At 51.2% G+C, this 14438-nt stretch carries 15 protein-coding genes; 12 read left to right on the forward strand and 3 right to left on the reverse strand.

The window, feature by feature from the left end; genetic code table 11:
- Nucleotides 1-21 precede the first annotated feature (21 nt).
- Nucleotides 22-87 (reverse strand): protein YliM, encoded by a 66-nt coding sequence (locus D9597_RS09355; protein WP_120795379.1) that lies wholly within the window; start codon nt 85-87, stop codon nt 22-24.
- Between the two features lie 233 nt (nt 88-320).
- Between D9597_RS09355 and rhtA the strand changes: the two genes are divergently transcribed.
- From rhtA to ybiO, 6 genes are all read left to right on the forward strand, one after another.
- Nucleotides 321-1208 (forward strand): threonine/homoserine exporter RhtA, encoded by an 888-nt coding sequence (gene rhtA, locus D9597_RS09360; RefSeq protein WP_130205141.1) that lies wholly within the window; start codon nt 321-323, stop codon nt 1206-1208.
- A 298-nt stretch (nt 1209-1506) separates the two neighbouring features.
- On the forward strand, nt 1507-2010 hold the full coding sequence (gene dps, locus D9597_RS09365; protein ID WP_064530112.1) for a DNA starvation/stationary phase protection protein Dps: 504 nt from the start codon (nt 1507-1509) through the stop codon (nt 2008-2010).
- A gap of 403 nt (nt 2011-2413) precedes the next feature.
- Nucleotides 2414-3160: a glutamine ABC transporter substrate-binding protein GlnH gene (gene glnH / locus D9597_RS09375; protein WP_130205139.1), complete on the forward strand. Its 747-nt coding sequence runs from the start codon at nt 2414-2416 to the stop codon at nt 3158-3160.
- Between the two features lie 107 nt (nt 3161-3267).
- Nucleotides 3268-3927, forward strand: a complete 660-nt coding sequence (gene glnP, locus D9597_RS09380; protein WP_061090926.1) for a glutamine ABC transporter permease GlnP — start codon at nt 3268-3270, stop codon at nt 3925-3927.
- On the forward strand, nt 3924-4646 hold the full coding sequence (glnQ, locus tag D9597_RS09385) for a glutamine ABC transporter ATP-binding protein GlnQ (protein ID WP_032302757.1): 723 nt from the start codon (nt 3924-3926) through the stop codon (nt 4644-4646). The genes glnP and glnQ overlap by 4 nt, the downstream gene beginning before the upstream one ends.
- 260 nt (nt 4647-4906) lie before the next feature.
- Entirely contained in the window at nt 4907-7132 is a 2226-nt protein-coding gene (ybiO, locus tag D9597_RS09390; RefSeq protein ID WP_021578425.1) for a mechanosensitive channel protein, read from the forward strand.
- Here the strand turns inward: ybiO and rlmF are convergent.
- A complete protein-coding gene (rlmF, locus tag D9597_RS09395; RefSeq protein ID WP_001275941.1) occupies nt 7129-8055 on the reverse strand; it encodes a 23S rRNA (adenine(1618)-N(6))-methyltransferase RlmF in 927 nt (308 codons plus the stop codon). The genes ybiO and rlmF overlap by 4 nt on opposite strands.
- Nucleotides 8056-8330: 275 nt before the next feature.
- On the opposite strand from rlmF, the gene mcbA reads away from it, so the two are divergent.
- The 6 genes from mcbA to ybiJ all read left to right on the forward strand — a co-directional run bounded on the left by mcbA (nt 8331) and on the right by ybiJ (nt 13103).
- Nucleotides 8331-8591: a DUF1471 family periplasmic protein McbA gene (gene mcbA, locus D9597_RS09400; RefSeq protein WP_010347475.1), complete on the forward strand. Its 261-nt coding sequence runs from the start codon at nt 8331-8333 to the stop codon at nt 8589-8591.
- A 264-nt stretch (nt 8592-8855) separates the two neighbouring features.
- Nucleotides 8856-11138, forward strand: coding sequence for a catecholate siderophore receptor Fiu (locus tag D9597_RS09405; RefSeq protein ID WP_130222197.1), 2283 nt, complete (start codon nt 8856-8858; stop codon nt 11136-11138).
- A 55-nt stretch (nt 11139-11193) separates the two neighbouring features.
- The gene (locus D9597_RS09410; protein WP_130222198.1) at nt 11194-11511 is read left to right on the forward strand and encodes a hypothetical protein; all 318 of its coding nucleotides are present in this window, start codon (nt 11194-11196) and stop codon (nt 11509-11511) included.
- 49 nt (nt 11512-11560) lie between these two features.
- A complete protein-coding gene (ybiX, locus tag D9597_RS09415) occupies nt 11561-12238 on the forward strand; it encodes a PKHD-type hydroxylase YbiX (RefSeq protein WP_130222199.1) in 678 nt (225 codons plus the stop codon).
- 73 nt (nt 12239-12311) lie between these two features.
- Nucleotides 12312-12578, forward strand: a complete 267-nt coding sequence (ybiI, locus tag D9597_RS09420; RefSeq protein WP_000146357.1) for a C4-type zinc finger protein YbiI — start codon at nt 12312-12314, stop codon at nt 12576-12578.
- A 264-nt stretch (nt 12579-12842) separates the two neighbouring features.
- Nucleotides 12843-13103 (forward strand): DUF1471 family protein YbiJ, encoded by a 261-nt coding sequence (gene ybiJ, locus D9597_RS09425; RefSeq protein WP_000849307.1) that lies wholly within the window; start codon nt 12843-12845, stop codon nt 13101-13103.
- 228 nt (nt 13104-13331) lie between these two features.
- On the opposite strand, the gene hcxB is transcribed toward ybiJ, so the two are convergent.
- Nucleotides 13332-14417 carry a hydroxycarboxylate dehydrogenase HcXB gene (gene hcxB, locus D9597_RS09430; RefSeq protein WP_130222200.1) on the reverse strand — a complete coding sequence of 362 codons (1086 nt, stop codon included), beginning with the start codon at nt 14415-14417 and terminating at the stop codon, nt 13332-13334.
- Between the last annotated feature and the right edge of the window lie 21 nt (nt 14418-14438).

The following is a 14438-nucleotide window of genomic DNA, read 5'->3' on the forward strand; positions in this document are numbered from 1 at the left end:
AAGCTTTAAATATATCAAAAATTAATGGGAAACTCTTCGCGATTTGTGATGTCTAACGGGCCATTTCATGTAACAGAACGTTTCCACATGCCGCTATCCATCTAAATTTAAATCATTTTTTCAGTGAACTGCGTAAGTATTACGCATATTTTCACTGCCGTTCATCCAGATTATTCCTAATCACCAAGCTGATGAATCAATCAATCCTGGCGCATTTTAGTCAAAACGGGGAAAATTTTTTCAACAAATGCTCAACCAGTTTTAGTTATATCCAGTACACTCCTCGCTTTACCTGACTATACAAATTTATGGGGGAACGGATGCCAGGGACATTACGTAAAATGCCGGTCTGGTTACCGATATTATTATTGCTCGTTGCCATGGCGTCTATTCAGGGCGGGGCCTCATTAGCAAAGTCGCTTTTTCCATTGGTTGGCGCGCCGGGCGTGACTGCACTGCGTCTGGCGCTGGGAACACTGATTCTTATCGCATTCTTTAAACCGTGGCGACTGCGGTTTGCCAAAGAACAGCGCTTGCCGCTGTTGTTTTACGGCATCTCACTGGGTGGAATGAACTATCTTTTTTATCTTGCTATTCAGACCGTACCGCTTGGGATTGCGGTGGCGCTGGAGTTCACCGGGCCACTGGCAGTGGCGCTGTTCTCTTCTCGTCGCCCCGTAGACTTTGTTTGGGTTGTGCTGGTGGTACTCGGCCTGTGGTTCCTGCTGCCGCTGGGGCAGGATGTTTCGCATGTCGACCTAACCGGCTGTGCGCTGGCGCTCGGTGCCGGTGCTTGTTGGGCTATCTACATATTAAGTGGGCAACGCGCCGGTGCGGAACACGGCCCGGCGACGGTGGCTATCGGTTCGCTGATTGCGGCGCTTATTTTCGTGCCGATTGGCGCATTCCAGGCTGGAGAGGCGCTCTGGCACTGGTCAGTTGTTCCATTGGGTCTGGCTGTCGCTATCCTCTCTACCGCTCTGCCCTATTCGCTTGAGATGATTGCCCTCACCCGTCTGCCGACCCGGACATTTGGTACGCTAATGAGTATGGAACCAGCACTGGCTGCCGTTTCCGGAATGATTTTCCTCGGTGAGACATTGGCGCCAATACAACTGCTGGCCCTCGGCGCGATTATTGCCGCCTCAATGGGCTCAACGCTGACAGCGCGCAAAGAGACTAAAATTAAAGAATTAGATATTAATTAAACCTACCTTTCTGCATGGTTATGCATAACCATGCAGAATATGACACGAATCCTCATCCCTTCCTTTTTTATATATCTTGTTATCCCAAAACCTATTATCTGTGAATAGTTCGCGTAAAAAAGAAAATAAGAATCGTCTCCAGCAATATACATAACTATGTGAATTTATATAGTTTTTATTTTTCACGCTTGTTACCGCTATTAGTGTGATAGGGACAGCCAGAATAGCAGAACACCAGGGCGGTGCTATACTTAGTCTCGTTAATTACTGGGACACAACATCAAGAGGATATGAAATTATGAGTACCGCTAAATTAGTCAAAGCAAAAGCGACCAATCTGCTTTATACCCGCAACGATGTCTCTGACAGCGAGAAGAAAGCGACAGTTGAGTTGCTGAATCGCCAGGTTATCCAGTTTATTGATCTCTCTTTGATTACCAAACAAGCGCACTGGAACATGCGCGGCGCTAACTTCATTGCCGTACATGAGATGCTGGATGGTTTCCGTACCGCACTGACCGATCACCTGGATACTATGGCAGAGCGCGCAGTGCAGCTGGGTGGCGTTGCCCTTGGTACCACTCAAGTTATTAACAGCAAAACTCCGCTGAAAAGCTACCCGCTGGACATCCACAGCGTTCAGGATCACCTGAAAGAGCTGGCTGACCGTTACGCGATTGTTGCCAACGACGTGCGCAAAGCGATTGGCGAAGCGAAAGATGACGACACCGCAGATATCCTGACCGCCGCTTCCCGCGACCTGGATAAATTCTTGTGGTTTATCGAATCTAATATCGAATAAATCCATCGCAGATGGTGCAAAACTTAAGTAAGCGATAAAAGCGGCTTCCTGACAGGAGGCCGTTTTGTATTGCTGCCCGCCTCTACGCACTTTTTTAGTGCAACTCATCGCCTTCTTTGCCTGTCAAAGTAAAATACTTGTATCAACAACATCACACAATCGTTACATAAAGATTGTTTTTTCATCAGAATTTACGCTAAATAACCTATGTGTTGAGTGCACTATTTTTGCGCACCACTTTGGCGCCCCAATATGGTGCAGACCGGAGATGTTGCCCTATAAATTGTGCAACCCGTTTTTACTGCTCCTATAAAAATCAAAGAGTTGTAAAACTGGCACGATTTTTTCATATACGTAAATGTCACGCAGGGGATCGTCCCGTGGATAGAAAAAAGGAAATGCTATGAAGTCTGTATTAAAAGTTTCACTGGCTGCACTGACCCTGGCTTTTGCGGTTTCTTCTCATGCCGCGGATAAAAAACTGGTTGTGGCGACGGATACCGCCTTCGTTCCGTTTGAATTTAAACAGGGCGACAAATACGTTGGTTTTGATGTGGATCTGTGGGCTGCTATCGCCAAAGAACTGAAGCTGGATTACGAACTGAAACCAATGGATTTCAGCGGCATCATCCCAGCACTGCAAACCAAAAACATCGATCTGGCGCTGGCGGGCATTACCATTACCGACGAGCGTAAAAAAGCGATCGATTTCTCTGACGGCTACTACAAAAGCGGCCTGTTAGTGATGGTGAAAGCCAACAATAACGATGTGAAAAGCGTGAAAGATCTCGACGGTAAAGTGGTTGCTGTGAAAAGCGGCACCGGCTCCGTTGATTACGCAAAAGCGAACATCAAAACCAAAGATCTGCGTCAGTTCCCGAACATCGATAACGCCTATATGGAACTGGGTACCAACCGCGCAGACGCCGTCCTGCACGACACACCAAACATTCTGTACTTCATCAAAACCGCCGGTAACGGTCAGTTCAAAGCGGTAGGAGACTCTCTGGAAGCACAGCAATACGGTATTGCGTTCCCGAAAGGTAGCGATGAGCTGCGTGACAAAATCAACGGCGCGTTGAAAACCCTGCGCGAGAACGGCACATACAACGAAATCTACAAAAAATGGTTCGGTACTGAACCGAAATAATGATTGCCTTTAATTTATGGCCCGGTGGCCTTTTGCATACCGGGCCAGCGTTTCGCCCCGCCAGCCTTCTGGCTCGGGTATTTACACCACGGTAACAGGAACAACATATGCAGTTTGACTGGAGTGCCATCTGGCCTGCCATTCCGCTTCTGATTGAAGGCGCCAAAATGACCCTGTGGATTTCGGTCCTCGGTCTGGCTGGCGGCCTGGTGATCGGACTGGCGGCAGGTTTTGCACGCACCTTCGGTGGTTGGATAGCCAACCACGTCGCGCTGGTCTTTATTGAAGTGATCCGCGGCACACCTATCGTCGTCCAGGTGATGTTTATCTACTTCGCCCTGCCGATGGCGTTTAACGACTTACGCATCGACCCGTTTACTGCGGCGGTGGTCACCATCATGATCAACTCCGGCGCGTACATTGCGGAAATCACGCGTGGTGCGGTGCTGTCAATTCACAAAGGTTTTCGTGAAGCAGGACTGGCGCTCGGCCTTTCACGTTGGGAAACCATTCGCTACGTCATTTTACCGCTGGCACTGCGCCGCATGCTGCCGCCGCTGGGTAACCAGTGGATCATCAGCATTAAAGATACCTCGCTGTTTATTGTTATCGGCGTGGCGGAACTGACCCGTCAGGGGCAAGAAATTATTGCCGGTAACTTCCGCGCCCTTGAGATCTGGAGCGCCGTGGCGGTGTTCTATCTGATTATTACCCTGGTGCTGAGCTTTATTCTGCGTCGTCTGGAAAGAAGGATGAAAATCCTGTGATTGAATTTAAAAACGTCTCCAAGCACTTTGGCCCAACCCAGGTGCTGCACAATATCGATTTGAATATTGCCCAAGGCGAAGTCGTGGTGATTATCGGGCCGTCCGGTTCCGGTAAATCGACCCTGCTGCGCTGCATCAACAAACTGGAAGAAATCACCTCCGGCGATCTGATTGTCGATGGTCTGAAGGTTAACGATCCGAAAGTTGACGAGCGCCTGATTCGCCAGGAAGCGGGTATGGTGTTCCAGCAGTTTTACCTTTTCCCGCATCTGACGGCGCTGGAAAACGTCATGTTTGGCCCGCTACGCGTGCGTGGCGCGAACAAAGAAGAGGCGGAAAAACTGGCACGTGAACTGCTGGCGAAAGTCGGTCTGGCGGAACGTGCCCATCACTACCCTTCCGAACTTTCTGGTGGTCAGCAGCAGCGTGTGGCGATTGCCCGCGCGCTGGCGGTGAAACCGAAAATGATGCTGTTTGATGAACCGACTTCCGCTCTTGACCCGGAATTGCGCCATGAAGTGCTGAAGGTTATGCAGGATCTGGCTGAAGAAGGGATGACGATGGTGATCGTGACCCACGAAATCGGTTTTGCCGAGAAAGTGGCTTCGCGCCTGATCTTTATCGACAAAGGCCGGATTGCGGAAGATGGCGATCCGCAGGCGTTGATCAAGAATCCGCCGAGCCAGCGCTTGCAGGAATTTTTACAGCACGTCTCTTAATAAGACACATTGCCTGATGCGCTACGCTTATCAGGCCTACAGGATATATGGCAACTTATTAAAATTGCATGAACGTGTAGGACGGATAAGGCGTTCACGCCGCATCCGGCAAAAAAGCCCGCACGTTGTCAGCAACCTGCTTAATATCCCTTCCTCCCTTTCACCCGAAAGGGAGGCACACCAGATTCCTCTCATTTAAAATCGCCCCTCCCCCAGCATCTATACTTATCTTTTTGCTCTGTTTTCTCACTGGAGGAGTCATGCGGTGGATCCTGTTCATCCTCTTCTGCCTGCTGGGCGCACCTGCCCACGCGGTATCCATACCCGGCGTTACAACCACAACGACAACGGACTCAACGACTGAACCGGCCCCGGAACCGGATATCGAACAAAAAAAAGCGGCCTATGGCGCACTGGCGGATGTGCTGGATAACGACACCTCGCGTAAAGAGTTGATCGACCAGTTGCGCACCGTCGCCGCTACGCCCCCTGCGGAACCGGTACCGAAGATCGTGCCGCCGACGCTGGTTGAAGAGCAAACCGTGCTGCAAAAGGTCACCGAAGTCAGCCGCCATTATGGTGAAGCCCTTTCCGCCCGCTTCGGGCAACTTTATCGCAATATCACCGGCTCCCCGCATAAGCCATTTAATCCACAAACCTTCAGCAATGCGCTGAGCCATTTTTCAATGTTAGCGGTATTAGTGTTTGGTTTTTACTGGCTGATTCGCCTGTGCGCACTGCCGCTGTATCGCAAAATGGGTCAGTGGGCGCGGCAAAAAAATCGTGAGCGCAGCAACTGGTTGCAGCTTCCGGCGATGATTATCGGGGCGTTTATTATCGACCTGCTGTTACTGGCACTGACATTATTTGTCGGCCAGGTATTAAGCGACAACCTGAATGCGGGCAGTCGCACCATCGCTTTCCAACAAAGTTTGTTTCTCAACGCCTTTGCCCTGATTGAATTTTTCAAAGCTGTACTACGCCTGATTTTTTGCCCAAACGTGGCGGAGCTGCGCCCCTTCACGATTCAGGACGAGAGCGCCCGTTACTGGAGCCGTCGCCTGAGCTGGTTAAGCAGCCTGATTGGCTATGGCCTGATTGTGGCCGTGCCGATTATCTCTAATCAGGTGAATGTACAGATAGGTGCGCTGGCGAACGTCATCATTATGCTGTGCATGACCGTCTGGGCGTTGTACCTGATCTTTCGTAATAAAAAAGAGATTACCCAACATTTGCTCAACTTTGCGGAGCATTCGCTGGCCTTTTTCAGCCTGTTTATCCGCGCCTTTGCGCTGGTGTGGCACTGGCTGGCAAGCGCCTATTTTATCGTGCTGTTTTTCTTTTCGTTGTTCGATCCAGGCAACAGCCTGAAATTTATGATGGGTGCAACGGTGCGCAGCCTGGCGATTATTGGTATCGCAGCGTTTGTTTCCGGTATGTTTTCCCGCTGGCTGGCGAAAACCATCACCCTCTCGCCACATACTCAGCGTAACTATCCGGAGCTGCAAAAACGGCTGAATGGCTGGCTTTCGGCGGCACTGAAAACGGCGCGTATTCTGACAGTCTGCGTGGCGGTAATGTTGCTGTTGAGCGCATGGGGATTGTTCGATTTCTGGAACTGGCTGCAAAACGGCGCGGGGCAGAAAACCGTAGATATCCTGATCCGTATCGCACTCATTCTTTTCTTCTCGGCGGTTGGCTGGACGGTGCTCGCCAGTTTGATCGAAAACCGGCTGGCTTCGGATATTCATGGTCGCCCGCTACCCAGCGCCCGTACGCGTACCCTGCTAACGCTGTTCCGTAACGCGCTGGCGGTGATAATCAGTACCATCACCATCATGATTGTGTTGTCGGAAATCGGCGTCAATATCGCGCCATTGCTGGCAGGTGCCGGGGCATTAGGTCTGGCTATCTCGTTTGGTTCGCAAACGCTGGTGAAAGATATTATCACCGGGGTATTTATTCAGTTTGAAAACGGCATGAACACCGGGGATTTAGTGACCATCGGACCGTTGACCGGCACAGTGGAACGGATGTCGATTCGCTCCGTGGGCGTGCGCCAGGATACCGGGGCGTATCACATCATTCCGTGGTCTTCGATTACCACTTTTGCTAACTTCGTCCGCGGCATTGGTTCGGTGGTGGCAAATTACGATGTTGATCGCCATGAAGATGCTGATAAAGCCAATCAGGCACTGAAAGATGCGGTAGCGGAATTGATGGAAAACGAAGAAATTCGCGGGCTGATTATTGGTGAACCGAACTTTGCCGGGATTGTCGGCTTAAGCAATACCGCGTTTACGCTGCGTGTTTCGTTCACCACGCTGCCACTCAAACAGTGGACGGTACGCTTTGCCCTCGACAGCCAGGTGAAAAAACATTTCGACCTGGCGGGTGTTCGCGCGCCAGTGCAGACTTATCAGGTGCTGCCTGCTCCGGGCGCGGCCCCGGCAGAACCGCTGCCGCCGGGGGAGCCAACGCTTTAACGCTGGCGATTGACAAAACGGCGACGCTGCTCGTCGTTCATAAAGGTCCAGGCAATAAAGCGACTCTGCTTTTGCCCCTGGGCCATCTCTTTTTTGACCACTTTCACCGCGCCAACATCCGTCAGAGCACGATACAACGGCGGTAAGTTTTCACCACGAGATACCAGCGAGGTAAACCACATCACCTGCTTCGCGAAGCCTTTGCTCTCTTCAATCATCTTTTTGATAAAGGCGACTTCACCGCCTTCACACCACAACTCCTGTTGCTGACCACCAAAGTTCAGCGCATCGTCTTTGTTCAGCCCAAGGTTACGGCGTTTACGCTCACTACCTGCCCGTGCCGCAGCGGCGGAATCGTGGAATGGCGGGTTACACAAGGTCGCGTCGTATTGCTCGTTTTTGTGGATGATACCGTTAAAAATCGCCCCGCTCTCTTTCTGCCGACGCAGACGAATGGCGCGGTTAAGCCCCGGATTAGCACTGATGATCGCCTGCGCACTGCTTAACGCCTGGCTGCTGGTTTCGCTGCCGGTAAAACGCCAGCCATATTCATGTACGCCAATCAGCGGGTAAATACAGTTCGCACCAACGCCGATATCCAGAATGCTGGCATTAGCTGGAATTGTTCCGCTTGCTTCTGCCAGTAAATCGGCAAGGTGATGAATATAATCCGCCCGGCCCGGTACTGGCGGGCAGAGAAAACCGTCCGGAATATCCCAGTTCGCTACGGCGTAAAAATGGGCCAGCAACGCCTTATTGAGCGCCTTCACCGCCAGCGGATTGGCAAAGTCTACGCTTTGCTCCCCGGCGGGTGTAAGCGTGAGGAATTGCCTGAGTTCAGGATTCACCTGACAAAGCGTGGCGAGATCGTAGCGGCTGTGATGACGGTTGCGCGGATGCAACCCCGGTTTCTGGGCGGACATAGCATTCTCCTTTAAGCAGCGGCGTAAGATACCCGCATAACGCGACAGGGTAAATATCTGGCTGCGTTTATCGTTTCGAAAGACCTTAACATGACTATGGCTTATAGCAATTCACCATAAAAATCAGCATCATGCATGTCATTGATTTGTCTTGTTTTGTAAAAATATATCGTTCAAAAAATAAGCACATCTCTGTCAATTTTTTGCGTCATTTGCATCGCACAGGCGACCTACACTTATCAGGCACTACTCGTTGTATTTCTGAGGATGTCATTATGAAAAAGTGCCTCGCACTACTGATTGCCACCGTCCTGAGCGGAATCACCTTCACGGCTTATGCCGCGCAGCCTCTGAGTAACCAGGACAGCGGTCAGCTACGGCCCGCCGGTACCGTTTCGGCAACTGGCGCATCAAACCTAAGCGATCTGGAGGATAAACTGGCAGAAAAAGCGCGCGAACAAGGCGCGAAAGGTTATGTCATTAATTCCGCGGGCGGAAATGACCAGATGTTCGGTACTGCAACCATCTACAAATAACCCCACCAACGTAACTGCATTCGCCTCTGGATGCAGTTTTCGCCTGTTTTGTAATCAAAAAACATCAAATATGAACGCAATGTAAATAAATGTATTTCTTTTTCGCGCAATGGGTGATAGAAAATCGCGCTAAGTGATAATGCTTATCAAAATTATTATCACTTTCACGAACACTATTACGGGATTAACAGTGGCATCGCATCCGCAGAGATGCTTTCTCGTGACAGTGAAAACTTAAACATATAAGAAAAAGTCACCTGCTAAATGGAAAACAATCGCAATTTCCCTGCCAGACAATTTCATTCGCTCACGTTCTTTGCCGGTCTTTGTATTGGCATCACGCCTGTGGCACAGGCACTCGCCGCCGAAGGGCAAACTAACGCGGATGACACGCTGGTTGTCGAAGCCTCAACGCCTTCGCTTTATGCGCCACAACAATCTGCCGATCCGAAATTCTCGCGTCCGGTAGCGGATACGACCCGCACGATGACGGTGATTTCTGAACAAGTGATTAAAGATCAGGGCGCGACCAACCTTACCGACGCGCTCAAAAACGTCCCCGGCGTAGGTGCATTTTTTGCTGGTGAGAACGGTAACTCCACCACTGGCGACGCCATTTATATGCGCGGTGCCGACACCTCTAACAGTATTTATATTGATGGCATTCGTGATATCGGCAGCGTCTCGCGCGACACCTTCAATACTGAGCAGGTCGAAGTGATTAAAGGGCCGTCCGGCACCGACTACGGGCGCAGCGCGCCGACGGGCTCGATCAATATGATCAGCAAGCAGCCGCGCAATGATTCCGGCATTGACGCCTCCGCCAGTATTGGCAGCGCCTGGTTCCGCCGCGGCACGCTGGACGTCAATCAGGTGATTGGCGATACCTCCGCGGTGCGTCTGAATGTGATGGGCGAAAAAACGCACGATGCCGGACGCGACAAAGTCAAAAATGAGCGTTACGGCGTCGCCCCTTCCGTGGCATTTGGTCTTGGTACATCGAATCGTTTGTATCTCAACTATTTACACGTTACCCAGCACAATACGCCAGACGGAGGCATTCCGACCATTGGTTTACCGGGCTATTCCGCACCTTCTGCGGGTACGGCGGCGCTGAATCATTCCGGAAAAGTTGATACGCATAACTTTTATGGCACGGATTCCGATTACGACGATTCGACCACCGATACCGCCACCATGCGTTTTGAGCACGACATCAACGATAACACCACCATTCGCAATACGACCCGATGGTCGCGCGTGAAGCAGGATTACCTGATGACGGCGATTATGGGCGGGGCATCGAATATTACCCAGCCTACCAGCGATGTGAATAGTTGGACCTGGTCACGTACGGCGAACACCAAAGATGTGAGTAATAAAATTCTCACCAACCAGACCAATCTGACTACCACGTTTTATACCGGCTCTATCGGTCATGATGTTAGTACTGGCGTGGAATTTACCCGTGAAACGCAGACCAACTACGGCGTTAATCCGGTGACGTTACCGGCGGTGAATATTTATCATCCTGACAGCAGCATTCATCCCGGCGGCCTGACGCGCAACGGCGCAAACGCCAATGGTCAGACGGATACCTTCGCAATTTATGCCTTCGATACGCTGCAAATCACCCGTGATTTTGAGCTGAACGGCGGGATCCGTCTGGATAATTATCATACTGAATATGACAGTGCCACCGCCTGCGGCGGCAGTGGACGCGGCGCAGTCACCTGCCCTGCTGGCGTGGCAAACGGTTCTCCGGTCACCACCGTCGACACTGCCAAGTCGGGCAATCTGGTGAACTGGAAAGCCGGGGCGCTGTATCACCTGACGGAAAACGGCAATGTCTATATTAACTATGCCGTTTCCCAGCAGCCGCCGGGCGGCAACAACTTCGCCCTTGCGCAGTCTGGCAGCGGTAACAGCGCCAGCCGCACCGACTTTAAACCGCAAAAAGCCAACACCAGTGAGATTGGCACCAAATGGCAGGTGCTGGATAAACGCCTGTTGCTTACCGCCGCGCTGTTCCGTACTGATATCGAAAATGAAGTTGAGCAAAACGATGACGGGACTTACTCACAATACGGTAAGAAACGCGTCGAAGGCTATGAGATATCCGTGGCCGGGAATATCACGCCCGCGTGGCAGGTGATTGGCGGCTACACCCAGCAAAAAGCGACCATAAAAAATGGTGCGGATGTGGCTCAGGATGGTTCATCATCACTGCCATATACGCCGGAACACGCCTTTACCTTATGGAGCCAGTATCAGGCAACCGATGATATTTCCGTTGGCGCGGGCGCGCGCTACATCGGCAGTATGCATAAAGGTTCAGACGGCGCGGTGGGAACGCCAGCGTTTACCGAAGGTTATTGGGTCGCCGATGCCAAACTGGGATATCGGGTTAATCGCAATCTCGACTTCCAGCTAAACGTCTACAACCTGTTTGATACCGATTACGTCGCCTCAATCAACAAGAGCGGCTACCGTTATCACCCGGGCGAGCCAAGAACCTTCTTGCTCACAGCCAATATGCATTTCTGATTCAGATGTGGGGCGCAAGGCCCACTAATGTTGATGGCGAGAACAGGTCTGCCTGATGCGCTGCGCTTATCAGGCCTACAAGGTTGTGCAATGCATTGAATTCACATCATTTGGTAGGCCAGATAAGGCGTTCACGCCGCATCCGGCATCTGAACACCGTTGCCTGATGCGCTGCGCTTATCAGGCCTACAAGGTTGTGCAACACATTGAATTCACATCATTTTGTAGGCCGGACAAGGCGTTCACGCCGCATCCGGCACCTGAGTACCATTGCCTGATGCGCTGCGCTTATCAGGCCTACAAGGTTGTGCAATACATTGAATTCACATCATTTGGTAGGGCAGATAAGGCGTTCACGCCGCATCCGGCATGACTGTTAAAAATCGGTGTGGGGCGCAGGCCACACTTTGTGGAGAACTTGTATGATGTACCACATTCCCGGTGTGTTATCGCCACAGGACGTCGCGCGTTTTCTTGAACAACTGGAACGAGCCGAATGGGTTGATGGACGCGTCACCACCGGCGCACAAGGCGCACAAGTTAAGAACAATCAGCAAGTTGATATCCGCAGCGCCCTGTACGCCGAATTGCAAAATGAGGTGCTGAACGCGGTTAACCAACATGCTTTGTTCTTTGCCGCTGCCTTGCCGCGTACCCTTTCCACGCCGCTGTTTAATCGCTACCAGAACAATGAAACCTATGGTTTTCATGTGGATGGTGCAGTACGCAGTCATCCACAAAACGGCTGGATGCGCACTGACCTTTCTGCCACGCTGTTTTTGAGCGATCCACAAAGTTACGAAGGTGGCGAACTGGTCGTTAATGATACCTTCGGACAACATCGGGTTAAACTTCCGGCAGGTGATCTGGTGTTGTACCCCTCCAGCAGCCTGCATTGCGTGACACCCGTAACCCGCGGCGTGCGAGTGGCATCATTTATGTGGATCCAGTCGATGATCCGCGATGATAAAAAGCGCGCCATGCTGTTTGAACTGGACAACAATATTCAGTCGCTGAAAAGCCGCTATGGCGAAAGTGAAGAGATCCTGTCGCTGCTCAATCTTTATCATAATCTGCTGCGGGAATGGTCGGAGATCTGACGCTTGAACTGCCCAGGTTCGTCCCTATATTAGCTACACTTAACTGTACAAGTATTGATATGGGGAGGACGATATGGCATCCGGTTGGGCTAACGATGACGCCGTCAACGAACAGATCAACAGTACAATTGAAGATGCGATCGCTCGCGCTCGGGGTGAAATTCCGCGTGGCGAAAGCCTGTATGAATGTGAAGAGTGTGGCGCCCCCATCCCACAGGCCCGTCGGGAAGCCATTCCTGGCGTGCGCTTATGCATTCATTGTCAGCAGGAGAAAGATTTACAAAAACCAGCTTATACAGGATATAATCGCAGAGGTTCGAAGGACAGCCAGTTACGTTAACTGCAACTGGCGGGATGTATAGCGAGTATAATTTGTATTTTGCGTGGCATTCCGTGCCTTTAACGCTGCCGTGACTGCCACGCGATATAAAACGGGTCCATAAGTGCAACAAATAAATGATTTATCAATATGTTAGATATCAATCAATTTATTTGAACAAGGCGGTCAATTCTCTTCGATTTTATCTCTCGTAAAAAAACGTGATACTCATCACATCGACGAAACAACGTCACTTAAACAAAAATCACCTGCGAGAGATTAATTATGAAAACTATCAATACTGTTGTTGCTGCTATGGCTCTTTCAACTCTGTCATTTGGCGTATTTGCCGCGGAACCGGTAACGGCATCCCAGGCACAGAGCATGAACAAAATCGGCGTAGTTTCTGCCGATGGCGCATCCACCCTCGATGCCCTGGAAGCGAAACTGGCTGAGAAAGCGGCAGCTGCTGGGGCTAGTGGATACAGCATTACTTCCGCCACCAACAACAATAAATTAAGCGGAACTGCGGTTATCTATAAGTAATTCGTAAGTCGGATAAGACGTTTACACCGCATCCGACAACAGATGCCTGATGCGACGCTACCGCATCTTGTCAGGCCTACAAATTCCGAACCGTTGGTCGGATATGGCGTTAACGCTACATCCAGCAAAAGTATTTCCCTGTCTGTTTGCCGACAGACGCATATGCTCTAACCCTCATTGATCCTATGTTACCCTTGTTTGCCCGTCCGACACTGGACGGGCTTTTTTTTAGCTGGCTAACTGCTGACAGAAAGCCTGCAACGTCTCTTCCGGCATACCAACCTGTCGCGCCGCATCACAAATGGCCTGCCAGCTTCCCGCATCCAATGGGATCCCCAACTCCTGCCGTTCGCGACGCGTGTTCACTTCCCACTCACCCGGTAGCAAAATCGGCTTATCTTCATCATGCGGCGAAGCTTTCACCCACTCGGCAAAGGCTTCGGTCTGCGCGCTACAATCCGGCGCGCCGAACAGTTCCGGGTTGATGATGATAGTGGTCATGCAGTTAAGAATGGTATCGGGACTGGTTTGTAACGTTTCCTGATGCGTCGTTTTACCGCCAGAAAGCGCCCCGCCAAGAATTTCACACATCGCCGCCAGCGCGTAGCCTTTATGTTCAGCAAAGGTCAACAACGACCCCAACGGCGACTCCTGCATGACCGCCGGATTTGTCGTCGGGACGCCGTTAACATCAATCAGGCAGCCTGGCGGCACGGGAACACCTTTATGCCAGGCGACGCGAGTTTTACCAAATGCGATGGCGCTGGTGGCGTAATCAAGCAACAGCGGGAAATTATCTTTACGTGGGAAAATCACACAGAACGGATTGGTGCCAAAGCGGCTGTCGCGGCCGTGGAACGGTGCAACCATTGGAATACCGACCACGTTAACAAAGTGGATAGAGACAAACCCCGCCGCCGCGCACTGTTCCGCCCAATAACCGATTCGGCCGATATGATGCGAGTTATGTAGCGCCACGGCAGCAATGCCGTGCTGATGCGCTTTCTCAATCCCCAGCGCCATCGCTTCGTGTGCCGCCACCTGACCAAATGCGCGATCGCCATCAAGCGTGACCACAGCCCCCGCCTCTTTGATAATTTTGGCGTGATGGTTGATTTGCAAAGAACCCAGGCTCCAGGAATGCACATAGCTTGGGATCATGCCAATACCATGTGAATCATGCCCAGCCAGATTTGCCGCGATTAAATGATCGGCAACTAATTTTGCTTCCTGTTCCTCGCTCCCCATCTGACGAAATACAGCCTGAATAAAACGGTGTAGCGTCTGCGCATCAAAGCGATGACCACTTTCCATGGTTAACTCCTGTTTATGTTA

The organism is Escherichia sp. E13S3 (assembly GCF_004212325.1).
In the GTDB taxonomy this organism is placed as follows: Bacteria; Pseudomonadota; Gammaproteobacteria; order Enterobacterales; family Enterobacteriaceae; genus Escherichia.